The following is a 22,186-nucleotide window of genomic DNA, read 5'->3' as shown; positions in this document are numbered from 1 at the left end:
ACACCGTGGTTGGAATGCCTCGCCTATGGCATAGCCGTCTCTAAGGCGCAAGCGCGTGGGCCTTAAGGGACCAGATCAATGTCTGTTTCAAAGCGCGGCAGATAGAAATTCTCACGATAAAGCGGAATGGTGCCGTTGTAGACAATGTTGAACGAGGGCGTGAACGTATAGAAAGTTTCCGCAACGATTACCGATTCCCCGAGGGAAATATCGGTAATCGCGCTAGGCAGCGCATAGGGCTGATTGACCGAATGTGCCCGACCGCCCGACGACATCGTGTTGTTCTGGTATTGACGGCTCCACAACACCGTTGTCGTGCCGTCATTGTTGACCCGAACCGAGGTCACCACTTGCACAAGTGACGCCGTTGAAAACGGCACCATGATGCCCTCGGCCGCCTCAAAGAAATTTATGAGGCTGGCAACGGGAATCTTTTCGTTGGAACGGGCAACCAGATCGCCCAGCGTGCCGGTAATGGTCTGCACCCGACGGTCGGTCGTGATCAGTGAGCTGGCCTCAACGCTGCCGATATAGACCAGCAGCATCACCGGCAGGATCAGCGCAAACTCGACCGCCGCCACCGCTTCGTTGGCGCGCGCAAATCCATTGAACCTTGAGCGAAGCAATTTGATTAATCCAACCATCAGAATGGCTCATTACGGAAAACGCGAACGGTGGCGAGGAGCCGGGTCCGGTCGGGTAGGTCGGCCAGGCTGAGCCCGCCTCCAAAATCAAGTATGATTGGCCATTTGTAATAGACCTGAACCATGATGGTGCTAGATCCCGACCCTGGCCCATAAGTGTCTGGGGTGGTCCATGTACAGCTGCTCGTGCAGGCAGCGTTGACCGGAAGAGTCACTACTGCCGATGAAAAGTCACTGATGGTGCTGACCCTGATGTTCAAGGCGCTGCAGTCGAACAGGCCATAAAGCCCACCGCAGATCAGATTGCGAAACTCGCCGACACCAAATGTGGCGTTGACGGCTTGCCCTGTCCTTATCTGGCGACTGGCGTCGCTGACTGCGCTGTCTAGAATCTGGCCGGAGAGAAAGACCAGTGATGTCTCGAGAATAGCCCCGATGATGGCAAAGAACGGCAGGGCAAGAATTCCGAACTCAATGGCCGTCGCACCGCTGGTGTCGCGCACGAACGAGCGGCGAACCAGTCTCGCAAACACGCCGCGCCGCGCTGATGACAGTGACTTGACCATGGACCTCGCCCAATTCATCAGTCAAATCTAGTAGGACATGGCTAAGTAAATCTTATGAAATGCCGCCGTCACAATGCATTCGCATTTGTGGTAAACAGCGGCTTAACGCTGCAATCAGTTTGCGGCGCTGCTGACCAGGTTCGAACCCGAGATGCTATTGGCCAGAAAGCTTGGATCATCGCCCAGCATGATTGTGGGCTGACAAACGGGCGCACACGACAGGCTCGACCGCTGCTGCCCCTGATAAACCGTCATTGTTCCGGCCTGCTTCTGCACTACTTCGATCAAGGTGTCCGCTATCGGGTTACCGATGGCATCAAGAACGATGAGGTTTGTCTGTCCATAGCTCTTGCCGGTCAGGATCAGCGTTTGTGGATCTTGTATGGTCACGTCTGCAACCGCTGGATTGCCCACGATGACCGTCGCGGCGGGGGCGTTGATCCGCAAGACCCTCGCCATGTTGGCATTGACGTTGATCGGTGCGCCTTGTTCAGCCATCGCTGAGATTGGATTAACCAGGCTCACCAGAACAGTGGCAGCGGCGATAACAAGGAAACGCGACATGATTGGGCCTCGACAAACTGAATGGGCACGATGATTTTCGCTGATAATGGTGAAGAATTGGCAAACGCGGTCAGAATTGTCGTCCCAAGTCATTGTTAAGAGGAATTATGACAAGTCTGAAGGCTATTCAGTCAGACCGCTATATATAGAGTGTTACTGCAATATTGCGGGGTAAAAGGGGTAAACCCCTAGCCTTCGTGCGGTATGTAAAAAGCGAACTTTTGGATTAAGGTATTGATATGCATATTTTATTTCATATTGAATCAAGGTCCTGCCGACTCTTCAATTAACGCAATTTCAAGAACTGCCGGATAACTTCAACGCCAAGTTCGATGTGTGACGTATCGAACGATGGCGTCACTTAATGACGTGAGCAAGGAGTATGGGAATGAAAATTATTGCAAGCTTCGCGCAGGACGAGTCCGGCGCAACCGCAATCGAATATGGCCTGATCGCCGCTCTGATCGCTGTTGGCATCATCGCTGCAGCATCTGCCCTCGGCGGAAACCTGGGTAACCTGTTCAACGGTATCTCGAACCGTCTTGGCGGCGTTACCGTTCCAACACCCTGATCGCCTTAGGCGACCAATCAAAGATTTGACCGAGGGGGGAGCACCGTGCTCCCCCCTTTGTTTTGCATATTGTTAACCGCTTTCGTTCAGATTGATCCTCGCGCGAAATGCGTTGTTGCCGGGTTCAAGGGGGATACTGTGTCCACGATTGCCATGTTGTTTTTTCCGTTCGCCATGGCGCTGGCCGCATCCTCGGACCTGCTCACCATGAAGATATCCAACAAGCTGGTGCTCACCTTGGTCGCCGGATTTTTCGTTTTGGCGCTGGTGATAAATTTGCCGCTGCAACAGGTCGCCATGCACATTGCATGTGCCACGGTGGTTCTCGTCGTGGCGTTTTGCATGTTCGCATTGCGCTGGATCGGGGAGGCGATGCAAAACTCGCCGCTGCCACTACTTTGTGGCTCGGCTTCGGCCTTACCTTGCCTTACCTCGTTTATGCCGGCTTGCTCGGCGGTGCTCTGACACTGCTGATTCTGGCGCTGCGTACCTTGCCGCTCAGCCCGCTTCTGGCGCGCTTTGTCTGGCTCGAACGCCTGCATGATCGAAAGACTGGTATTCCCTATGGCATCGCTCTGGCGATTGCGGGCCTCGTGACATATTCGGCTTCACCCATCTTTCAGCAGCTGGCCGCCTGAATATCTGATCAATCTTTATGGTCAAGTCGATCGTAAGCTGGTCACACTCCAAATAGGACGCCGCGAATACTCAAACATTCGCGGTCAATACGGCCTATTTCATCTCCGCATTTTTAAATAGTTTATTAACCGGATTTGCAAATCCCCGGTTAACCAAACTTTGACCCTTTTGCATCATAGTTTGGACAATGAAACTGGCGCGTCAAGACTGTCAAGGTTTAGGGCTGCTGTCCAGTTTAACGGTTCGGTGCCCGGTACTGGCATTGTGACGCAGTGGAGTTGAGTGATGAAACCGGCACAGATCATTTTATTGTCCGTCGCAGTTCTGACTGGTGGCCTTGCATTTTTCCTTCTGATGCGCGGCGGTACGCCCACGCCCCAGACTGTGGTCACCGAGGTGACCAAGCAGGAAGCCAAGCTTCAGGTTCTGGTCGCCAGAAACACGATAGGTGTTGGCGAACGCCTCACCCCGCAATCGGTCCAGTGGCAGGATTGGCCCGAAGGAGCTGTCCGGCCCGAATATGTGACCAGCGAAGCAACGCCGGATGCAACCGACTTACTAGTGGACACTGTGGCGCGATTTGAATTCTTCCCCGGTGAACCTATCCGTGAAGCCAAGCTTGTTCGCGCAGATCAAGGATATCTGTCGGCGGTATTGAGCAAGGGTATGCGTGGCGTCTCGGTGCCGGTTGATGCCGCCTCCAGCGCTGGTGGATTTATCGTGCCCAACGATCATGTCGATGTCCTTCTGACGCGCATGACAGCTGGTGGGCAAACTTCCGAAGCCGTCCTGACCAACGTTCGCATCCTGGCGATTGGCAAACGCCTCGGCGAAGTTGGCGCCACGGGCGGAGAGACCGAGACTGCGCCAGAAGGTGGTCCGCAGGCACAAGTGTTTGATGACCGAACCATTGCCACGCTTGAACTCGACCCGTCCCAGGCCGAAACATTGATGAACGCCAAATCGCAGGGCTCCCTCTCGCTGGCGCTGCGCTCGATGGCTGATTTCAACAACAATAACGAGGTTCGCACCAATTCCTCGCAGGCGGTGCGGCTGGTGCGTTACGGCAAACAATCAAGTGTGATGTCCGCCAGCGCAGCGCCACCTGAAATGGTTCAGCCCCCCGCGATCGATCCCGCGTTGCCATCGGCCAACGCACCCCAAGTGACCTCATCGGCACCCGTCCTGCCCGAAATCGTGGTGCAGTGATGAGTGAGGAGAACGCCATGTCCCAGTCAGCCCGTTTTACTCCCGCCACCACCCGCTCGGCCCTTGCCGCGCTGCTAATTGGCGCCACGCTTGCTCTGGCTCCATTGACCAGTGCGCCAGCCATGGCGCAATCCCAGCTGACAGTTTCTTCAAATCAGTATGGCATTACCCAGAACGTCAAGCTGCAGTTAAACAAGTCGATGATCGTCGACCTGCCTGGCAACGTAAGTGAAGTCGTTGTTTCTCAGCCCGAGGTTGCAGGGGCGATCATGCGATCCTCGCGGCGCGCCATCATTCAGGGCGTCGGGGGCGGTGAAACCAATATTCTGTTTCTCGATGCTTCAGGTCGCACCATTTCGGTGCTCGAGCTCCAGGTGATCAAGGAACCATCCCAGATCGGTGCAGCGTTGCAAGCTGCGTTGACCCGGATCATTCCCACTTCAAATATCACTGTTGAGTCGGTGAACCTGGGCGGCGATACCAACCGTGTTGTGCTCACTGGCTCGGTTCGCTCCGATGAGGACCGTCAGCGTGCTGCTGCCGTTGCCGTCCAATTCGCGGGCGATGAAAAGAACGTGGCCAACATCCTTGATGTCGACGGACCACAGCAGGTCATGCTGCAGGTGACCGTTTCCGAGGTTAAACGAACGACTGCCAAGCAGCTGGGCGTGAATCTCTCGGGTTCGCTCTCGATTGGCTCGGCCAATTTCGGCTTCAACAATACCATGTCCACCTCGGCCAACAATATGGTCAGCGGTGCCTATAACTCTGGTGGCCTGCAGATTAACGCAGCCATTACCGCGCTTGAAGACCGCAACGCCCTGCGCGTTCTGGCCAAACCGACGCTCACGGCCCTCTCGGGCCAGCCAGCCGAATTCAAGGCTGGCGGCGAGTTCCCAATTCCGATATCAGACGGCAACGGCGGCACCACGATCCAGTACAAGGATTATGGCGTAAAACTCAATTTTACCCCGACCGTGCGTTCCAACGGCACAATCGGGCTGGAGATTGATACCGGCGTCTCCGAATTGCAGGCTGGCAGCTATACGTTGACCAATCGCAACACCAAGACTTCGGTTGAGATCCGTCCCGGCGATACACTGGCAATCGGCGGTCTGTTGCAGAGCAATGTCGGCCAACAGATCAAGCAATTGCCCGGATTAGGCAACATCCCGATCCTTGGCGCGCTCTTCCGGTCGCGTGACTATAACAACGATCAGACAGAACTTGTTATCCTGGTCACACCCTATCTGGCTCAGCCGAGCCCGATAGCGGCCCCCCTGCCAACCGATCGCAGTGTTGTAGCTGGCGATGCTGAAGCCATTTTCCTTGGAAATATGGAAACCATGTACGGCGTTGGCAACGGCGGCGGCATGCGCGGCAGCTTCAAAGGCTCCGTCGGCTTCGTGCTTGACTGAAATGTTTCCGGGGCGGCGCGCTGCCCCGACCTTGAGTGAGTTCGCGTCGCGTTGGCGGCAAATTGGAGACTTGGTTCGATGAGCTTTTTGACCCCTGAGCCCGGTAAGACAGAAGACCCTGCAGCTGAAATCGCTGGCGGCGCACGGCTGATCCCGCGCATCACCATTCAGGCATTTTGCGAGCACTCCCAAACTGCGCAATTGGTCGAAAGCGCCATTCACGACCGTCGGATGTCCAAGGTTGCCCTGACCACCCACAACGGCGGCTTGGATGGAGCAATTGAAACTTATAAGTCCAATCCCACGCCCAATTTGATCATGGTAGAAACGACCCTGCCGCCGGCTGACATCCCCAAAGCGTTGGCGCATTTGGCCGAAGTATGCGATGCCACTACCAAATTGATCGTACTTGGCCACGTCAACGACGTGGTGCTTTATCGCGAACTGATCAAATTTGGCGTGTCCGAATATATCGTTCTGCCCGCCAGTGCACAGTCCATCGTTTCGGCCATCACCGAAATTTTCGCTTCTGCCACTTCCACACCAATCGGTCGAACCGTCGGCTTCATTTCTGCCAAGGGCGGCGCCGGCTCCTCCACCGTCGCGCACAATGTCGCCTGGGCCGTTGCCCAGAGCCTGCGTCAGGATGCACTCATTCTTGATATGGACCTAGCGTTTGGCACAGCCGGATTGAATTTCAATCAGGATCCTCCCCACGGGATCGCCGACGCCGTCATGGCCAATCAAAAAGTCGATCAGGTGATGCTGGATCGGCTGATGTCAAAGGCCGCCAATCACATCAATCTGCTCACGGCACCGATCACCCTCGATCAGACCTATGATTTTGAGGAACGCCAGTTCGAACAGGTCATCGAACTGTGTCAATCGAGCATGCCCGTGGTGGTTCTTGATATTCCTCACGCCTGGAATGCCTGGGTACGCCAGACCCTTGCCACCATCGATGAAGTTGTGATCGTGGCCGAACCCGATCTGGCTAATCTGCGAAATGCCAAGACCATGGCCGACACCATCAAGGCACTGCGCCCCAGTGAGGCCGCGCCTCAATTGGTAATCAACAAGCTCAGCATGCCGCGTCGACCTGAAATTGCAGCTGCCGAATTTGCTGGATCGGTTGAGTGCCACCTGTTGGGTCAAATTCCGTTCGACGCGGCCTTGTTCGGTACCGCCGCCAACAATGGGCAGATGATCGCCGAGGTCGCGGCCAACAACAAGATCAACGAAATTTATCGCAGCATCGGCATGCATGTCACCGGTCGCCAGGCGCCCGTAAGCGCTGGCAAGGTGGGCAGTCTGATGAAGTTGCCCGCATTCATGAAGAAGCGTGCCTGATCCAATCCCTGGTCTGCCCGTGCGTATGAGCCGGGCAGGGCCCAGACTGAAACGGTAGGAAGTCCATGTTTGGCAAGCGTACATCATTTGGTGGCAACACCCCGGGCGTGAACGAGGTCGTCAAGCCGCGTCCGGCCGAAGCGCCTGCCGAAAAGCCAGATCAGGTTCGCAAGGCAACCGACCCGACCCAGGCTGCCCAGCGCCTCAAGGGAAACGATGAAGTTGTCGATGTGCGCGCGCCCGCAGATGCTCAGCGCGACAAGGAATATTTCCAGACCAAGTCGGCAATTTTCAACGCTCTGATTGACTCAATCGATCTCAGTCAACTCGCGACCATGGAGATCGACGCGGCACGCGAGGAAATTCGCGATATTGTCGCGGAAATCATAGCGCTCAAATCCATCATCATGTCGATCTCGGAGCAGGAAGACCTGCTCGACGACATCTGTAATGACGTGCTCGGTTATGGACCGCTTGAGCCGCTTCTGGCGCGCGACGACATCGCCGACATCATGGTCAACGGTTCGCAGCGTTGCTACATCGAAGTGGCGGGTAAGGTGAAGCTGACCAACGTCCGGTTCCGCGACGATGCTCATCTGATGAATGTTTGCCAACGCATCGTGAGCCAGGTTGGCCGTCGCGTTGATGAAAGTTCGCCCATCTGCGATGCGCGTCTACCCGACGGTTCTCGCGTCAACGTCATCGCCCCGCCTCTGGCTATCGATGGTGCCGCGCTTACCATTCGTAAGTTCAAGAAAGACAAGTTGACGCTTCAGCAACTGGTCAAATATGGCTCGATATCGCCCGAAGGGGCCGAGGTGCTGCGCATTCTGGGCCGCGTACGCGCCAATATCCTGATCTCGGGCGGTACCGGTTCGGGCAAGACGACCTTGCTCAACTGCCTGACCGCCTTCATCGAAAAGGATGAACGCGTCATTACCTGCGAAGACTCTGCCGAACTTCAACTCCAGCAGCCTCATGTGGTGCGACTGGAAACCCGCCCGCCCAATCTCGAGGGTGAAGGTGAGATTACCATGCGCGATCTGATCAAGAACTGCCTGCGTATGCGCCCCGAACGCATCATCGTGGGCGAGGTGCGTGGCCCCGAAAGCTTTGATCTGCTGCAGGCCATGAACACTGGTCACGATGGCTCAATGGGAACGCTGCACGCCAACTCGCCCCGCGAGGCACTCAGTCGCCTTGAATCCATGATCACCATGGGCGGCTATTCTTTGCCCAGCCGCACCATTCGCGAAATGATCACCTCCTCGATCGACGTCGTCGTTCAGGCCGCGCGTCTGCGCGATGGCTCACGCCGCATCACCCATATTTCCGAGATCCTGGGCATGGAAGGCGATGTGATCGTCACCCAGGATATCTTCCTCTACGACATTACTGGCGAGGATCAGAACGGCGCGCTCCTGGGGCGCCATCGCTCCACCGGTATAACCAAGCCCCAGTTCACCGAGCGGGCCAAATATTTCAATGAGGAAGCCAATCTGGTCGAGGCATTGGAAAACTCCAATACCGAGCACCGCGAACTTCTGGATTCATGACGCCATGACCCCCTTTATCCTCGCTATTCTTGCCATGATCTGCGTCGGAGCCGTCGGCTTTGCCTTGGTGCCGTCCATGTTGGGCAATGGTCGCGCCGAAAAGCGGATCAAAGCCTACCAGGGGGACATAAGGGTCGTGCGGCAGGAAAACGCCGACCTCAAGAACCGGGATCAGCGCCGCAAATCGGTGCAGCAGGCGCTCAAGGCACAGTCTGACGCCCTTGAGCGCAAGAAGCGTCGGGTGCCACTCAAGGGGCAATTGTTTCAGGCCGGCATGACGATCAAGCCCGCAGGCTTTATTCGCAATAGCGCCATTCTTGGGGCCATTGCCTTTGTCATCCTGTTCCTCGTGCAGGTGCCCATACTGTTTGCAGCCGTTTTTGCCGTCGGTATCGCTTATCTGATGCCACGCTGGTACATCGCGCGCCGCCGCAAGCGCTATCAGAACAAATATCTCGATGAACTGCCCAATGCCGTTGAAGCCATCGTTCGTGGTGTCAAAACCGGATTGCCGCTTAACGACAGCATGCGCGTCGTTGCCAAGGACGCCAAGGAGCCGGTAAAATCCGAATTTGCCCGGGTACTAGACCAACAGTCGGTCGGCATGACGATGACTGAGGCTGTCTCGGTGCTGCTTGATCGGGTGCCATTGTCGGAGGTCAATTTCTTCGTCGTGGTCATTACCGTCCAGCAGCAGTCGGGCGGCAATTTGAGTGAAGCACTGACCAATCTGGCGCGCGTTCTGCGCAACCGCAAGAAGATGAAGCAGAAGGTTGCGGCGATGTCGGCGGAGGCCAAGGCGTCCGCGATCATTATTGGCGCGCTGCCGTTTGTTGTCGCGGGTTTGGTTTCGTTGGTTTCACCGCAATATCTCACACCGCTCTGGACCACATTCCTGGGCCAGATTTGGTCTGGGGTGGCGCTGTTGATGCTCTCGCTCGGTGTGTTCGTCATGAACCGCATGGTCCAGTTCGATTTTTAGAGGCGTCAAATGAATTTGCTCGGATTGCTGGCGCAGCGCGATTTTGTCATAGCCGTTCTGGCCGCCATTTGTGCTGGCGCCGTGGTTTTCACTTTCGGCTCCTCTTTTGTCGTCAAATCAGAGATGAAGCAGCGCATCCGCCGTGTGGCTCTGGAGCGCGAGAAAATGCGCGCCGAGGAAATGGCTCGTCTGCGCGGCCCGGTTGCCAGCGACGCGCGGGGCACTATTCGGCGTAGCGAAACTTCCAACACCACCATGATGAAACGCATGGTGGAGAACTTGAGTCTCGAGAAGGCTTTCAAGGACAGCAATACCGTTAACAAGCTGGCAATGGCCGGTTATCGCGGGCAGGGGCACCTTAATTCGTTCCTGTTCATGCGCTTTGCAACCCCACTTGGCTTTTTTGCCGTTGTTGCCGCCTATCTGATCTTTGTTATGTATCCTGAAAAGCCGCTGTTTCTCAATCTGGTCTACGCGATCGGCGCGGGCATCATAGCCTCGTTCCTACCCAATATTTTGCTCAAGAATGCGACGGTCAAACGGCAAAAGGAAATCCGCAAGGCCTGGCCCGACTGTCTTGATCTGATGCTGCTTTGCGTTGAAGCGGGCATGTCGATTGAACACGCCATGAAGCGCGTGGCCAAGGAAATCGGCCAGCAAAGCGGGGCACTGGCCGAAGAGATAACCCTGACGACCGCCGAACTGTCCTTCCTCGATGATCGCAGTCGCGCCTATGACAATCTGGGCCGCCGTACAGGGTTGGACAACGTCAAATCGGTAATGACAGCGCTTATTCAGGCTGATCGCTACGGTACCTCTGTGGGTCAGGCGCTGCGCGTCATGGCCGAAGAGGGGCGCGAAACCCGCCTGATGGAAGCGGAAAAAAAGGCTGCCTCTCTGCCGCCCAAAATGACGGTGCCGCTGATCCTGTTCTTCCTGCCGGTGTTGTTCATCGTCATCATGACCCCAGCTATCATCACGGCATTTGCACAGACCGTTAAAACCTCGTTCTAGATGCCCGTCTTCACTGCTACCCACGCCAATGGCGCGCGCCTAAGCGTCTACTGGAAGACTTAGCGTTTGTTGGGGAGGTTGGCCTAGTTGGCCTAGTTGGCCTTGGCTACAGTGTCCCAGCGGTTCTGCTGAGTCAGGAGCGCCTTGACGTAAGCCATGTTGGCGGCCACCTGTTCCGGCGGCAATTCGGCGGCATAGATGGCTCGGGCGGCGTCAAACTGGCCCTGTAGTCCCAGTATCAACGCCAGATTTTGCCGGACTTGCGTTGTAGCACCCGGCATTGAAACGGCGCGACGCAAATGTTGTTCGGCCGAATTCAAGTCCTGGGTCATCGCAAAGGACAGGCCCCAGTTGGCTTCGATCGAGGCTTCGCCCGGCGCAAAGGCTTGCGCCTGCTTATAGAGTTGCCGGGCCTCGCCATTACGCCCCATTTGATCGAGAATGGCACCCTTGACAGAAAGCGCGTTCCAGTCCGGCGCATCGGGACGAATGGCATCATCTATAACATTGAGCGCCTGCTCGAAACGACCATCGGCCGCCAGTGCTTTTGCATAGGCAACGCTGATATCAACATCGCTCTTATAATAGGCCATGCCCGCCTCAAGAACCGACACAGCCTGTTTGCTCTGGCCCTGCCCGCGCAGTGCGGCAGCAAAATAGATGATCAATCCCTTGTCCTTGGGATTGGCTTTGTAGCGCGCGCTCAGCTCAGCCAGATTGGCTTGACTGGCATCGTGCGACAGGCCCGCAAAATCAGGAGAACGTGAGCTGGAGCGGTTGGATGCGCAGGCCGACAGCGCCACAGCGGCAACACTTACCAACATGATGGCGCGAAACGAACGGGTTATCCGCGAAACCTGCAGCACGATAGGCCAACTCCTCGACGATGCGATGGCACCTCTTGGATCCAGCAATAAATCATTAACCCTAACAGCCCGTTAAAGTCGGCTGTTGACCAATTGATCCGGGCGGGCCAAGCCGCTAAACAGGGGCAACGAAAAACCATGTAGGCTGCCATGTCCGATTCCCAGATTGTGCCGGTAATCTTTGTCGAGGAGGGCAATATCGCCTCATCTGCCCTGGATGATTTTGTCCAGCATTGGGCGAGCAATAACGGTTTTTCTGGCCAGCGCGGTCGCTTGCTGTCGGTGCCCGATGCCCACGGCAATCTGTCGGCCCATCTCTTTGGCACCGGCCCCGAAAACGGTCGCCCGCCAATGATGGCAGCACTGGCCGCTACCAATCTGCCCGAAGGCCACTACCGCCTGGAGGGTGCCATCGGTGACCCGACGCTGGCTGCCATTGCTTTTAGTCTCGGCGCCTACAGGTTTGACCGCTACAAGTCAGGCAGCCCGGCCCCAGTTCTGGCGATGCCGGAAGACGCCGACGCTGCAGAGGTAACCCGCCTGGTCGATGCCGCTTATCTGGCGCGCGATCTGATCAATACGCCTGCCAACGATCTCGGACCCGATGCCTTTGAGCGCGAAATCGCAGCCTTTGCCACCCGTCACAAGATGGAATTGCGCAGCATTGTTGGCGATGACCTGCTCAATGCCAAACTGCCGTTGATTCATGCTGTTGGACGCGCCAGCGTCGAGGCACCAAGACTGCTCGATTTAACCTGGGGAGATCCCGCAGCGCCCAAGGTAACATTGGTCGGCAAGGGTGTGACCTTTGACACCGGCGGGCTCGATATCAAATCAGCCGCCGGCATGGGACTGATGAAAAAAGACATGGGCGGAGCCGCCAACATTCTGGGACTTGCTCACGCCATTATCGACGCGGGTCTCAAACTGCGTTTGCGCGTCCTGCTGCCCGTGGTCGAAAACGCGATTGCTGGCTCATCCTTCCGCCCCGGCGATATCCTGCCCTCGCGGCGCGGTTTGACCGTCGAGATCGGCAATACCGATGCCGAGGGGCGCTTGATCCTTGCCGATGCGCTGACCCTTGCCGATGAGGAGGCGCCCGAACTGCTGCTCGATATGGCAACGCTGACCGGTGCCGCCCGCGTTGCGCTTGGCCCTGAATTGCCGCCTCTATATACGAGCGACGATCAATTGGCGCGTGACCTGATGGCCGCCGGGTTGGCCAGCGACGATCCCCTCTGGCAAATGCCGCTTTGGGGCCCGTATGATACAATGATGAATTCGCGCATTGCCGACGTTAACAATGCCGGTGCCGGTGGCTTTGCCGGTTCGATCACCGCCGCCATGTTCCTCAAACGGTTTGTCGAACGCGCCGGGGCGTGGGTGCATCTTGATATCTACGGCTGGGCACCGGAGGCCCGCCCAGGTCGCAGCCAGGGCGGCACGGATCAGGGCATCCGCGCGGTCTATGGCGTTCTAAAGCAGCGGTACCCAGCCTGAGGCCGCATCAGCTAGTAACCGCGTGACCTGTCCACAACGTGGAGCAGCGGCTTGCCGGCCTCATGGTCCAGAATGACCTTGGAAAAATAGCTGATCCCGGCACTTTTTGATGAAATCGCGGCAATGTGCGGGGTAATGTAGCAATTCTCGATGTCCCACAGCGGGCTGTCAACTGGCAAAGGTTCAACCTCGAACACATCAAGGCTCGCGGCGGCCAGAGTGCCATCGCTAAGGGCCGAAACAATATCGGCTTCCTTCTGGTGCCCGCCACGCCCCGTATTGATGATCACCGGTCCGCCAGTCAATCCGTCACGCTTGAGCTTGGCGAAAGTGTCGCGGTTGAGAATGCCAACCGTGTCGGGCGTCAATGGCAACAGGTTGACCAGAATATCGGTGCCCGCCAGAAAATCATCAAACTGCTTGGGCCCCGTAAAACCGGCGACGCCTTCGATGCTTTTGGGGGAACGGCTCCAGCCACGCAGTTCATAGCCGAGCGGCAATAGCCGCCGCGCCGCGTCTTGCCCCAAAACGCCCATGCCCATAATGCCCACCGTGACGGTTGTGGCGGTTGGTGGATATAATTGTGTCCAGCGCCGCGCCCGTTGGTCGGCGCGAAAACGTGTATAAAGCCTTTGATGCATAGCGACATGCGCCACCACATAATCGCTCATGCGCTGGCTCAGATCATCATCAACGAAGCGTACGATCGGTGCATCGGGCAGGTTGGGGTGGCCCAACAAGGCATCAACGCCCGCACCCATCGACAGCACAGCCTTGAGATGGCTCAAGCCGTCAAACGCGTCGGCGGTCGGCTTCCAGACCAAAATATAGCGTACATCGGCGGGGTCAAAATTATCGGTGCGAACCACAACCGGGTAGGGTGCCAACACCTCGCGTAGCATTTCAGCCCAACTGGCTTCGTCAATATCGGACATGTGCAACAATAGCATGGACATTCCCCGGAGCCGATCAATACACGCGGCGTCACTGATCGAGCTTGACCCTGATAGCGCAATTCTTGATGCAGCGTTCAATTCCCAAGCTTGCGCAATCTTGGAAAATCAAAAAAAGCCGCGCCAGAGGGCGCGGCTTGTAATTCTATCGACCGACAACGGCCAGCCTAGTGGCCGGTGGTGGTCGGTGTACCTTCGGTCGATGTCTCGGTCTGGGTTGTTGTCGGCGTTTCGACCGGCGCCGCTGAGCCACCGCTGGCAGCGGGCGCTGCAGCATCATTTGCAATAGGCGTATCGGCTGCTTCGGCTGGCGCAGGTTCACTGGCCGTTGGCGCCGGTGTTTCAGCTGCCGGGGCAGTGTCCTCTGCAGGAGCTGCGCCTTCGGCCGGGGTGGCGTCTGCGGCCGGGGCCGCTGCATCGGCGGCGGGTGCCGCTTCAGCAGGAGCCGCTTCTGGCTCAGGGAAAGCCTTTGGCGAAGCTGACAACGTCTGCAAATAGGCCAGGACGTCGGCGCGTTCTTCGGGCTTGCTGATGCCTGGGAAGCTCATCTTGGTGCCGGGGACATAATCCTTGGGTTTGGTCAAGAAGGCGTTGAGGTTCTCATAAGTCCAATGCGCGCCATCGGCATTGTGTTTCAGCATTTCGTCCGAATAGGAGAAACCTTCATGACTACCTTCGAGGCGGTCGACCACATCATAGAGTAGCGGCCCCTGCTTGTTGGGTTCGCCCTCGCCAAAATTGTGGCAGGACTGGCACTTGCGAACAGCGGCCTGACCGCGCTTGACGTCGGCACTGGCCAGCAAAACCGGCAGAGGCGTTTCCACAACCACCGGCGCAGCGCCGGCATCTGCGGTCGCCTCTGGTTCGGGCAAGGCATAGCCGGGCCCCCGATCCTCAATCGGACTATAGATGGATTCGGCGACAATACCGACACCCATGACAAATAACAGGGTGCCGAGAACGGCGCCAATGATCTTGTTTAGCTCGAACGAATCCATTTGGTCTCTCTGCCAGTCAACCCCCGCGCCAGTCAAGGGAACGCATCACTCATAGGTGATTCTCAATAGAAAATCCCCTGCGCGACAGGTTCCGAGCGCGCGCGGACGATAGTATCTAGCTATCATCGGCGCAACCGCCCATTGTATGGTGCGACAATTCCCCACTAGTTTCCGCGTCCGATCGTGCCTTGGCGGCACAATTGACTCCCCACGCGCCCCGGTTCAAAACGCTGCCACCATTATCGGGGACCGCACAATGTCGCAAAAGATCGCATTCCAGGGCGAGCCGGGCGCTTTCAGCCATGCCGCCGCCATTCGCCTGTTTCCCCAGGGGGAGCCGCTGGGCTGCGTGACCTTTGAAGAAACAATCGCCGCCGTCCAGACCCGTCGCGCCGCCTTTGGCGTCGTGCCGGTCGAAAATTCGCTCTATGGCCGCATTACTGACATTCACCACTTGTTGCCTGAAAGCGGGCTGTTCATCACCGGGGAGACTTTCCTGCGTGTTGAAATGACCTTGCTGGGGGTGCCCGGCGCAAAACTTGCTGACATCAAGGCCGTGCAGTCCTTGTCAGTGGCGCTGGGTCAGTGCCGCAAATTCATTCAATCCCACCAGCTCCGCACCATCAACGCTGTCGACACCGCCGGTTCGGCCCGCGAAATAGCCGACAAGGCCGATAAATCTGTGGCCGCCATCGCTTCGCGCTTTGCCGGTGAAATATATGGTCTGAATGTTCTGGCCGAAAATATCGAGGATGCGGCCCACAATACCACCCGCTTTCTGGTGCTGGCCCGCGACAAGGACGAGGCCCCCGCCAGCGTCGGCAAGGTCAAGACAACATTTGTTTTTAGAGTCCGCAACGTGCCCGCCGCGCTCTATAAGGCCATGGGCGGTTTTGCCACCAACGGGGTCAATATGACCAAGCTGGAAAGCTATATGGTCGACGGCAATTTTACAGCCACCCAGTTTTATGCCGATATCGAGGGCCATCCCGACGATATCGGGGTACAGCACGCCTTTGAGGAATTGGGATTTTATACCGACTATTTCCGCGTCCTCGGCGTTTACAAGGCCGCCGAAGCTGGCTGATTGCTGGTTCCCTCTTGTCATGGCAGCAATCCTTAGCCATATAGACGACCGGGAGGTTGGCGCGGACGTGTTCCTCGCCAACCGGGTCAGGTCCGGAAGGAAGCAGCCCCAACGAGACCTTCACGGGTCGTTGCCAGCCTCCTACTTCTGCTTATGATGGGACCATGACCCACAGCAGATTCTCCTCAAGCAACGGTGACAAAGGGCAGTATGGCATCGCCTGATACAGCTTCGTCCCCCTATCTGGTGCTGGCGCGCAAATATCGCCCGGTGAGCTTTTCCACGCTCATCGGGCAGGACGCCATGGTTCAGACCCTGGGCAATGCCTTCAAACAGAACCGCATCCATCATGCCTTCATGCTGACCGGTGTCCGCGGTGTGGGCAAAACCACGACCGCCCGCATTCTGGCGCGCGCGTTCAATTATCAGGATGCCTCGGGTAAATACCCCACCCTTGATCTTGATGTTGAGGGCGAGCACTGCCGCGCCATCATCGAAGGGCGCCATATTGACGTCATCGAAATGGATGCGGCCTCCAATACCGGCATCGACAATATACGCGAGATCATCGACTCGGTAAAATACGGCCCGGTTTCCGCACCCTATAAAGTCTACATCATCGACGAAGTGCACATGCTCTCGACCCAGGCTTTCAATGGCCTGCTCAAAACGCTCGAAGAGCCGCCGCCCTATGTCAAATTCATTTTTGCGACCACCGAAATCCGCAAGGTGCCAGTCACCATCCTGTCGCGATGCCAGCGCTTTGATCTGCGCCGCATCACCCCCGAGGTGATGACCGCCTATCTGCAAAATATTCTGGCTCAGGAAGTAATCGCCTTCGAACCTGAAGCTCTGTCCATGATCGTCCGCGCAGGCGAAGGCTCGGCCCGTGACAATCTTTCGCTGCTGGATCAGGCAATCTCCCACGGCAACGGCCATGTCACCGCGGCCACCGTCAAGGCCATGTTGGGATTAGGCGATCGGGCGCGCACTATCGATCTGTTCGAACATCTATTGGGCGGGCAGGTGGGGGAAGCGCTCAAACTGGTGCGCGAACTTTATGATGCGGGTGCTGACCCGCAAACCATGATTGCCGATCTGGCCGACTTCACCCATCTGGTTACCCGCGTCAAGGTCGTGCCCGCCGCTGCCGATGATGTGTCCCTGACCCCCGATGAACGCACCCGTGGCACCCAGCTTGCGACGAAGCTGCCAATGCGGGCGCTGACGCGCTGCTGGCAGATATTGTTCAAGGGCTATGAGGAAGTGTCGCGCGCTGGCAATGGTTTACAGGCCGCCGAGATGGTGCTGGTGCGCCTCGCTTATGCCGCCGATTTGCCCAGTCCTGACGAATTACTGGCCAAACTGGCCAACCAGCCCACCCCGGCCGATCCGCTGCCGCCGCAAAATTTCAATAGGCCCGGCGGCAACGGCCAGCAGGCCATGCGGGTCGAGGCGCCAAGCGCCCAGCAATCGCTTCCCCAAACGCAGCCTCAATCTCAACCCAGCGCTGTCGCTGGGCCGCGCACTTATGCCGAACTAATCGCCCTCGCCAACCAACGGCGTGACGTGATCCTCAAGATCGCGCTTGAATCCGACATGCGCCCGGTTTCTTTTCCGAAGGCCGGATCGAGGTGGCATTGAGCGATGGAGCCGATCCAGGCTTGATCGCCACCCTGTCGGCACGGCTGCAGCAATGGACGGGGCAGCGCTGGCTGGTAACGGTTTCAAACAAGGCGCCCCCCGGTCCTACCATCCGTCAGATCAAGGAACAGCGTCAGCAAGCGGCAACCGCCGAGGCGCACGACGATCCATTGGTGCATGCCATTCTCGAAACCTTCCCCGGTGCCAAGGTGGTCAATGTGCGGGTGCGCGAAGATGCGCTTACCCCCGAATTTGACGCCGCGACTGAAGCGCCCCCCGAAACAGAGGACGACGAATTATGAAAGACATCATGGGAATGATGAAGGCTGCGGGCGAAATGAAGGGCAAGATGGAGGCCATGCAGGCCGAACTTGCCAATCTGATCGTTGAAGGTAAGTCCGGTGGCGGCATGGTCACGGTCAGCCTGAATGGCAAGGGCGAATTGCGCGGCGTCAAGATTGATCCATCCATGTTCAAGGAAGACGACGTGGAAATCCTTGAGGACCTCATCGTTGCGGCCCACGCCGACGCCAAGGCCAAAGTGGAATCCGAAACCCAGAACCGCATGGCCGAAGTGACCGCCGACCTGCCAATTCCACCCGGCATGAAGCTGCCGTTCTAGCGCCATCAACCCCGCACCCTGAGGCACAAATTGGCGTCCGGCGGACCAGAAATTGAGCAATTGATCCAACTGCTGGCGCGTCTGCCCGGGCTCGGCCCGCGCTCGGCGCGCCGCGCGGTGCTGCATCTGATCAAGAAAAAAGAATCGCTGATGATGCCACTTTCGGCGGCCCTCGATCGCGCCGTGGTAGCGGTCAAGACCTGCGAAATATGTGGCAACGTCGATACCACCAGTCCCTGCGGTATATGCGCAGATCCAAGACGCACTGAATCCGGCATGCTGATTGTGGTAGAAGACGTGTCCGACCTTTGGGCGTTGGAGCGCGCCGGAGTTGGCGCGGTGCGCTACCACGTGCTCGGCGGCGTCCTGTCCCCGCTCGATGGCGTCGGCCCCGATGATATTTCAATCGCTTCGCTGGTCGAGCGCGCCCCAACCTTCAAGGAAGTGGTGCTGGCCGTTAATGCCACGGTGGAAGGGCAAACAACGGCCCACTACATTACCGACCGCCTCGCCGGTTCTGATACCAGGATCACTCGGCTCGCCCACGGCGTACCTGTAGGGGGCGAGTTGGACTATCTCGACGAAGGCACGCTCAGTCAGGCATTAAAAGCCCGAACCCGGATTTAGCGCGAACCGTCAGCGCTCGTTGCGCCCGTCGTCCCAGATCACATCATCTTCCACCACATCCCCGGCCCCTTCGATGTCTTCGATGGCATCGACATCATCGGGCGAGAGGGAATCCAGATGGTCTGCTGGATCGCGACTATCGGGCGCTGACAGCGCCGAAAAATCGTCCGTATCGTCTGCATTGTCGGTGTCGGTACCAAGACTTGCGATGGCGCGATCCACTTCACCCAGCAATGCCGCCGGATCTTCGCCACCAAAATCTGCCGATTCCCGGGCCGCCAGTTCGTGCCGAATTTCGTGCAACCTCTCCAGCCGCTGCTCGGCAGGCCGATCATCACCATAAAGCAGTTCTTCGATTTCACTCTGGCTGATGGGCTGGGCAATGCCCGGCTCGTCACCCTCATCGAAACTGGTTTCCTCTGACATCAACGTGCCGGGATTGTGGTGCTGCTGGCTCATCTGATCGTCCTTGTAATTGGCGTTCAACTCCACCAACGCGCCAACCCGTGACAGGTTCACATAAGGGGCGGCTGCGACCCGAAGATGATCATTGACCCAACTGACTCATCATCTTTTGGGAGAGCCTGGCATCTTCAAGCAGGGGTGTAAGGTCGCTGACTTGATCCAGAGAACCGACAATCGGCAGTCCTTTTATCCACGCATCCGTTATCGCCGAATGCGCGGCCGCTACCGCTGCGTCAGCGTTGATGGTGGTGAAAGGACGGTCGTGGTATGCACCCACAATTGACTCAAAGTCAGCGACGCCAATCGAATTCTGCTTATTTGCCAGTTCTAGATAAGCACAAGCGAGTGCGTCACCGCGCTCCATCCACATATTCGAAAGCATGGCACGCCGAAGGTGAGGCGAGAGGGTTTTTGCGATCGGGAGCTCGGCAAAGCTGCTACCGAGCCACTTTGAATAAGGGGCGTAGCGTCGCTCGAGAAGGAACCCCATTCTCATCACGTCTCGCACGAGCCGCGCGGCAATAACACGTGAACCGAGATCGTCTCCAACTTGTCCTGCGCGACCGACAAATGCCTGCTCTTCAGCGATGCGCCGCCACTGACATGCAATTTTGTATAGCCACACATCATCTGGAAAATATTCCAAACGATGTCGGGCTTGACCCAGGCGGTCATCGTCATCACGGAACACAGCACCCGATGTAAAGGCAAGTAGCTTCTGCTCGGCAAAGCCGAGCCATTGACGTGCATTGAGGCTTGCCGTCGAACGAAGGGCGAAATGCTCTTCTAAGCGCGCCTCGAGCGTGTGAAATTCTAGCCCGTGTCCAGGGGATCCCGCTGCTTCGACGCCGTTCGCTGGCGGGTGCGGTCGGCTGCGCCAGCCAATAGGCTCTCCAAGATAGCTAGCTGGTGCGGACTTTGAAAATTCAGCTACAAGCCACCGCGCATCGTTGCGGAAGCTATCCTGAGATACGTATATGTGGACGCGCGGTCCCCAATTGTGGTCTTTGGAGGTCTCGTCGTCAAAGCCAATTAGTTCCGATCCATAGCCGATCAATGCAGCGGAATAGCGGAGCTCGGGCGCAACCTGACTTAGCCAGGGTCTAACGATTTCAGTATAGAAACCTCGTGATAATTCGATCCCCTGCATCGCGCCTTCCCGCTACCTTTGTGCCACGACAATTACAACACCGCCGCGCTAACGGACAAACAGGAGATAGCCAACGCAAAACTCAAATTTTTTCGTCCCGATTCTCCTCAGGCGGGGGCGCTTTTTGCCACGAAATGGCGTTGAACATTTGCTGTAGCAATCAAGCGTTGCATGTCCTCGGATGGACCTTCATTGCGAAACGACTGCAGTTCCGCTTCGGACGCCCATTCCTCATAAACATTCGCGATGTCGGGATCTATAGGATCGGCAGACACGACGAACCAGTTACATCCCTCAACTTGGCGCGCCGCTTCAATAGCTGTACGAGAGGCCATTAAGAAGGCCTCGCGTTGGCCAGGATGCAATGTGATTGTTCCTGAGATGATGACCATTTCAACTCCCGCTCACGAATGCCACTCTGGTTCATACTGCGTGATGGACTCTTGATGTACAAATCAAGTTCTATGCGCCATGTCGCGGACCTTTCAATTTTAGTGACCGAACGACGCAACAGTCGGGTCAGCCACATTGCGCGCATTAGCCCTCTATAACCGCACAGCGTACGCTCCAGCGCCACATCATTCCCCCGCCAGTCGCGCGCGTTCTTCTTCAAAATCCATCTGATCGATGCGCTCGCTGCGCTTGGTGACCTTGCTGGTTGAAATCAGAATATCGCCAATATCCTTGTTGGCTTGAGTGAAATGGGTCTGCAATTTATTAACCCTATCGTCGAGCCGCCCCACATCGGCCAACAGATCACGCACTTCCTTCTGGATTAGATGCGCCTGCTCGCGCATCCGTACATCGCGCAACAAGGCCTGTATGACCTGGATCGACAGCATCAATAGCGCCGGTGACACGATCACCACCCGCTGCCGCACGGCCTTTTGCACAACATCCTCGAATTTTTCATGGATATCGGCAAAAATCGATTCCGAGGGCACGAACATGAACGCCGTGTCCTGCGTCTCGCCATTGATCAGATATTTTTCGGCAATGGCGCGCACATGCACGTCAATATCGGCCTTGAACTGGCTGCTTGCCTGCCTAATCTCATCAGGAGAAACCGCTTCATTGATGCGTTGCCAGCTTTCGAGCGGAAATTTCGCGTCGATCACCAGCGATGGCCCTTCATTGGGCATCAGCACCAGACAGTCGGGCCGCTTGCCATTGGACAGCGTTGCCTGAAACGAATAGGCGTTGGGCGCAAGCCCATCAGCAATGATCGCCTCCATCCGCCCCTGCCCAAACGCGCCACGTGTCTGCTTGTTGGCCAATATTGATTGCAGTGAGACGATCTCGCCCGAGAGCGACGTCATCGTCGATTGCGCCCGGTCGATCACCGCCAGCCGCTCATGCAGTTTGTTCAACCCCTCATCGGTCTTGGCGCGCGTTTCCTGCAGCGCTTGCCCGACTCGCTGGCTGGTACTGTCCAATCGTTCATTGACCACCCGCGCCAGATCCGATGTGCGCGAGCCAAAAATTTCCGACATCGTCTGCATGCGTCCCGTCATTTCGGACTGAATACGCATGAGATCAGCGAGATGCTTCTCGGTTTCAGCACCGCGCTGGGTCGCCGCCTCAACCTCGGCCGCACGATCTCTGCCGGTGCGCCAGGCGCTGATCAGCAGTCCCGCCAGCAAAACAGTGATAAGGGCAAAGCCGGAAATCGCCAGCACCATGATGCTGATCGGGAACTGACCGAGAGAAAAAACTATTGTGTCCATTGGCGCACTCTAGCCGATTCGCGCGTTCCTTGAA

The 22,186-nt window shown here is 57.2% G+C and carries 23 protein-coding genes, 1 other RNA gene and 1 pseudogene; 15 read left to right on the top strand and 10 right to left on the bottom strand.

Features of this window, described 5'->3' with window-relative positions; all coding sequences use genetic code 11:
* Positions 1-62: 62 nt before the first annotated feature.
* From PSQ90_RS04820 to PSQ90_RS04810, 3 genes are all read right to left on the bottom strand, one after another.
* Positions 63-644 (bottom strand): TadE/TadG family type IV pilus assembly protein, encoded by a 582-nt coding sequence (locus PSQ90_RS04820; RefSeq protein ID WP_282212290.1) that lies wholly within the window; start codon positions 642-644, stop codon positions 63-65.
* Entirely contained in the window at positions 644-1,210 is a 567-nt protein-coding gene (locus PSQ90_RS04815) for a TadE/TadG family type IV pilus assembly protein (protein WP_282212289.1), read from the bottom strand. Before PSQ90_RS04815 ends, PSQ90_RS04820 begins: the two co-directional genes overlap by 1 nt.
* 114 nt (positions 1,211-1,324) lie before the next feature.
* Positions 1,325-1,774, bottom strand: a complete 450-nt coding sequence (locus PSQ90_RS04810) for a pilus assembly protein N-terminal domain-containing protein (protein WP_282212288.1) — start codon at positions 1,772-1,774, stop codon at positions 1,325-1,327.
* A gap of 388 nt (positions 1,775-2,162) precedes the next feature.
* On the opposite strand from PSQ90_RS04810, the gene PSQ90_RS04805 reads away from it, so the two are divergent.
* The 8 genes and pseudogenes from PSQ90_RS04805 to PSQ90_RS04770 all read left to right on the top strand — a co-directional run bounded on the left by PSQ90_RS04805 (position 2,163) and on the right by PSQ90_RS04770 (position 10,513).
* A complete protein-coding gene (locus PSQ90_RS04805; RefSeq protein ID WP_282212287.1) occupies positions 2,163-2,345 on the top strand; it encodes a Flp family type IVb pilin in 183 nt (60 codons plus the stop codon).
* 153 nt (positions 2,346-2,498) lie between these two features.
* A pseudogene (locus tag PSQ90_RS04800) lies at positions 2,499-2,983 on the top strand (A24 family peptidase).
* Positions 2,984-3,269: 286 nt separating this feature from the next.
* Positions 3,270-4,193, top strand: coding sequence for a Flp pilus assembly protein CpaB (gene cpaB / locus PSQ90_RS04795; protein ID WP_282212286.1), 924 nt, complete (start codon positions 3,270-3,272; stop codon positions 4,191-4,193).
* Positions 4,194-4,210: 17 nt separating this feature from the next.
* Entirely contained in the window at positions 4,211-5,611 is a 1,401-nt protein-coding gene (locus PSQ90_RS04790) for a type II and III secretion system protein family protein (RefSeq protein ID WP_282212285.1), read from the top strand.
* 78 nt (positions 5,612-5,689) lie between these two features.
* Positions 5,690-6,961, top strand: coding sequence for an AAA family ATPase (locus tag PSQ90_RS04785; RefSeq protein WP_282212284.1), 1,272 nt, complete (start codon positions 5,690-5,692; stop codon positions 6,959-6,961).
* A 65-nt stretch (positions 6,962-7,026) separates the two neighbouring features.
* Entirely contained in the window at positions 7,027-8,517 is a 1,491-nt protein-coding gene (locus PSQ90_RS04780; protein ID WP_282212283.1) for a CpaF family protein, read from the top strand.
* A 4-nt stretch (positions 8,518-8,521) separates the two neighbouring features.
* Positions 8,522-9,499, top strand: a complete 978-nt coding sequence (locus PSQ90_RS04775; RefSeq protein WP_282212282.1) for a type II secretion system F family protein — start codon at positions 8,522-8,524, stop codon at positions 9,497-9,499.
* A gap of 9 nt (positions 9,500-9,508) precedes the next feature.
* Positions 9,509-10,513: a type II secretion system F family protein gene (locus PSQ90_RS04770; RefSeq protein WP_282212281.1), complete on the top strand. Its 1,005-nt coding sequence runs from the start codon at positions 9,509-9,511 to the stop codon at positions 10,511-10,513.
* 92 nt (positions 10,514-10,605) lie between these two features.
* Here the strand turns inward: PSQ90_RS04770 and PSQ90_RS04765 are convergent, their stop codons facing one another.
* Positions 10,606-11,379, bottom strand: a complete 774-nt coding sequence (locus PSQ90_RS04765) for a tetratricopeptide repeat protein (protein ID WP_282212280.1) — start codon at positions 11,377-11,379, stop codon at positions 10,606-10,608.
* 150 nt (positions 11,380-11,529) lie between these two features.
* Between PSQ90_RS04765 and PSQ90_RS04760 the strand changes: the two genes are divergently transcribed.
* Positions 11,530-12,879, top strand: coding sequence for a leucyl aminopeptidase family protein (locus PSQ90_RS04760; RefSeq protein WP_282212279.1), 1,350 nt, complete (start codon positions 11,530-11,532; stop codon positions 12,877-12,879).
* Positions 12,880-12,890: 11 nt separating this feature from the next.
* On the opposite strand, the gene PSQ90_RS04755 is transcribed toward PSQ90_RS04760, so the two are convergent.
* Together PSQ90_RS04755 and PSQ90_RS04750 are read right to left on the bottom strand one after the other, a co-directional pair.
* Entirely contained in the window at positions 12,891-13,835 is a 945-nt protein-coding gene (locus PSQ90_RS04755) for a 2-hydroxyacid dehydrogenase (protein WP_282212278.1), read from the bottom strand.
* Positions 13,836-13,999: 164 nt separating this feature from the next.
* Positions 14,000-14,830 carry a c-type cytochrome gene (locus PSQ90_RS04750; protein ID WP_282212277.1) on the bottom strand — a complete coding sequence of 277 codons (831 nt, stop codon included), beginning with the start codon at positions 14,828-14,830 and terminating at the stop codon, positions 14,000-14,002.
* A 256-nt stretch (positions 14,831-15,086) separates the two neighbouring features.
* On the opposite strand from PSQ90_RS04750, the gene PSQ90_RS04745 reads away from it, so the two are divergent.
* The 6 genes from PSQ90_RS04745 to recR all read left to right on the top strand — a co-directional run bounded on the left by PSQ90_RS04745 (position 15,087) and on the right by recR (position 18,810).
* Positions 15,087-15,917 carry a prephenate dehydratase gene (locus PSQ90_RS04745; protein WP_282212276.1) on the top strand — a complete coding sequence of 277 codons (831 nt, stop codon included), beginning with the start codon at positions 15,087-15,089 and terminating at the stop codon, positions 15,915-15,917.
* Between the two features lie 50 nt (positions 15,918-15,967).
* Positions 15,968-16,063: signal recognition particle sRNA small type (gene ffs / locus PSQ90_RS04740), an RNA gene on the top strand.
* A gap of 64 nt (positions 16,064-16,127) precedes the next feature.
* A complete protein-coding gene (locus tag PSQ90_RS04735; protein ID WP_282212275.1) occupies positions 16,128-17,561 on the top strand; it encodes a DNA polymerase III subunit gamma/tau in 1,434 nt (477 codons plus the stop codon).
* Entirely contained in the window at positions 17,558-17,863 is a 306-nt protein-coding gene (locus PSQ90_RS04730) for a hypothetical protein (protein WP_282212274.1), read from the top strand. Before PSQ90_RS04735 ends, PSQ90_RS04730 begins: the two co-directional genes overlap by 4 nt.
* Complete coding sequence (locus PSQ90_RS04725) at positions 17,860-18,183, top strand: YbaB/EbfC family nucleoid-associated protein (protein ID WP_282212273.1); 324 nt, start codon at positions 17,860-17,862, stop codon at positions 18,181-18,183. The genes PSQ90_RS04730 and PSQ90_RS04725 overlap by 4 nt, the downstream gene beginning before the upstream one ends.
* Before the next feature lie 30 nt (positions 18,184-18,213).
* Positions 18,214-18,810, top strand: coding sequence for a recombination mediator RecR (gene recR / locus PSQ90_RS04720; RefSeq protein ID WP_407648169.1), 597 nt, complete (start codon positions 18,214-18,216; stop codon positions 18,808-18,810).
* 9 nt (positions 18,811-18,819) lie between these two features.
* Here the strand turns inward: recR and PSQ90_RS04715 are convergent, their stop codons facing one another.
* From PSQ90_RS04715 to PSQ90_RS04700, 4 genes are all read right to left on the bottom strand, one after another.
* Positions 18,820-19,329 carry a hypothetical protein gene (locus tag PSQ90_RS04715; RefSeq protein ID WP_282212272.1) on the bottom strand — a complete coding sequence of 170 codons (510 nt, stop codon included), beginning with the start codon at positions 19,327-19,329 and terminating at the stop codon, positions 18,820-18,822.
* A 28-nt stretch (positions 19,330-19,357) separates the two neighbouring features.
* A complete protein-coding gene (locus PSQ90_RS04710) occupies positions 19,358-20,425 on the bottom strand; it encodes a DUF4037 domain-containing protein (RefSeq protein ID WP_282212271.1) in 1,068 nt (355 codons plus the stop codon).
* A 107-nt stretch (positions 20,426-20,532) separates the two neighbouring features.
* Positions 20,533-20,817, bottom strand: a complete 285-nt coding sequence (locus tag PSQ90_RS04705; RefSeq protein WP_282212270.1) for a putative quinol monooxygenase — start codon at positions 20,815-20,817, stop codon at positions 20,533-20,535.
* Positions 20,818-21,003: 186 nt separating this feature from the next.
* Entirely contained in the window at positions 21,004-22,152 is a 1,149-nt protein-coding gene (locus PSQ90_RS04700) for a DNA recombination protein RmuC (RefSeq protein ID WP_282212269.1), read from the bottom strand.
* Positions 22,153-22,186 lie beyond the last annotated feature (34 nt).

This window comes from Devosia rhodophyticola (assembly GCF_028816475.1).
Classification (GTDB): domain Bacteria; phylum Pseudomonadota; class Alphaproteobacteria; order Rhizobiales; family Devosiaceae; genus Devosia; species Devosia rhodophyticola.
This window is presented reverse-complemented; position numbering and strand designations above follow the sequence as displayed.

Bases quoted from the DNA above. Each gene is read 5' to 3' on its own strand.
- PSQ90_RS04700 (WP_282212269.1), bottom strand. From the start codon at position 22,152: ATGGACACAATAGTTTTTTCTCTCGGTCAGTTCCCGATCAGCATCATG.
- PSQ90_RS04820 (WP_282212290.1), bottom strand. From the start codon at position 644: ATGGTTGGATTAATCAAATTGCTTCGCTCAAGGTTCAATGGATTTGCG.
- PSQ90_RS04780 (WP_282212283.1), top strand. From the start codon at position 7,027: ATGTTTGGCAAGCGTACATCATTTGGTGGCAACACCCCGGGCGTGAAC.
- PSQ90_RS04790 (WP_282212285.1), top strand. From the start codon at position 4,211: ATGTCCCAGTCAGCCCGTTTTACTCCCGCCACCACCCGCTCGGCCCTT.
- PSQ90_RS04750 (WP_282212277.1), bottom strand. From the start codon at position 14,830: ATGGATTCGTTCGAGCTAAACAAGATCATTGGCGCCGTTCTCGGCACC.
- PSQ90_RS04785 (WP_282212284.1), top strand. From the start codon at position 5,690: ATGAGCTTTTTGACCCCTGAGCCCGGTAAGACAGAAGACCCTGCAGCT.
- PSQ90_RS04770 (WP_282212281.1), top strand. From the start codon at position 9,509: ATGAATTTGCTCGGATTGCTGGCGCAGCGCGATTTTGTCATAGCCGTT.
- PSQ90_RS04755 (WP_282212278.1), bottom strand. From the start codon at position 13,835: ATGTCCATGCTATTGTTGCACATGTCCGATATTGACGAAGCCAGTTGG.
- PSQ90_RS04735 (WP_282212275.1), top strand. From the start codon at position 16,128: ATGGCATCGCCTGATACAGCTTCGTCCCCCTATCTGGTGCTGGCGCGC.
- PSQ90_RS04705 (WP_282212270.1), bottom strand. From the start codon at position 20,817: ATGGTCATCATCTCAGGAACAATCACATTGCATCCTGGCCAACGCGAG.
- PSQ90_RS04775 (WP_282212282.1), top strand. From the start codon at position 8,522: ATGACCCCCTTTATCCTCGCTATTCTTGCCATGATCTGCGTCGGAGCC.
- PSQ90_RS04760 (WP_282212279.1), top strand. From the start codon at position 11,530: ATGTCCGATTCCCAGATTGTGCCGGTAATCTTTGTCGAGGAGGGCAAT.
- PSQ90_RS04810 (WP_282212288.1), bottom strand. From the start codon at position 1,774: ATGTCGCGTTTCCTTGTTATCGCCGCTGCCACTGTTCTGGTGAGCCTG.
- PSQ90_RS04815 (WP_282212289.1), bottom strand. From the start codon at position 1,210: ATGGTCAAGTCACTGTCATCAGCGCGGCGCGGCGTGTTTGCGAGACTG.
- PSQ90_RS04710 (WP_282212271.1), bottom strand. From the start codon at position 20,425: ATGCAGGGGATCGAATTATCACGAGGTTTCTATACTGAAATCGTTAGA.
- PSQ90_RS04725 (WP_282212273.1), top strand. From the start codon at position 17,860: ATGAAAGACATCATGGGAATGATGAAGGCTGCGGGCGAAATGAAGGGC.
- PSQ90_RS04805 (WP_282212287.1), top strand. From the start codon at position 2,163: ATGAAAATTATTGCAAGCTTCGCGCAGGACGAGTCCGGCGCAACCGCA.
- cpaB (WP_282212286.1), top strand. From the start codon at position 3,270: ATGAAACCGGCACAGATCATTTTATTGTCCGTCGCAGTTCTGACTGGT.
- PSQ90_RS04745 (WP_282212276.1), top strand. From the start codon at position 15,087: ATGTCGCAAAAGATCGCATTCCAGGGCGAGCCGGGCGCTTTCAGCCAT.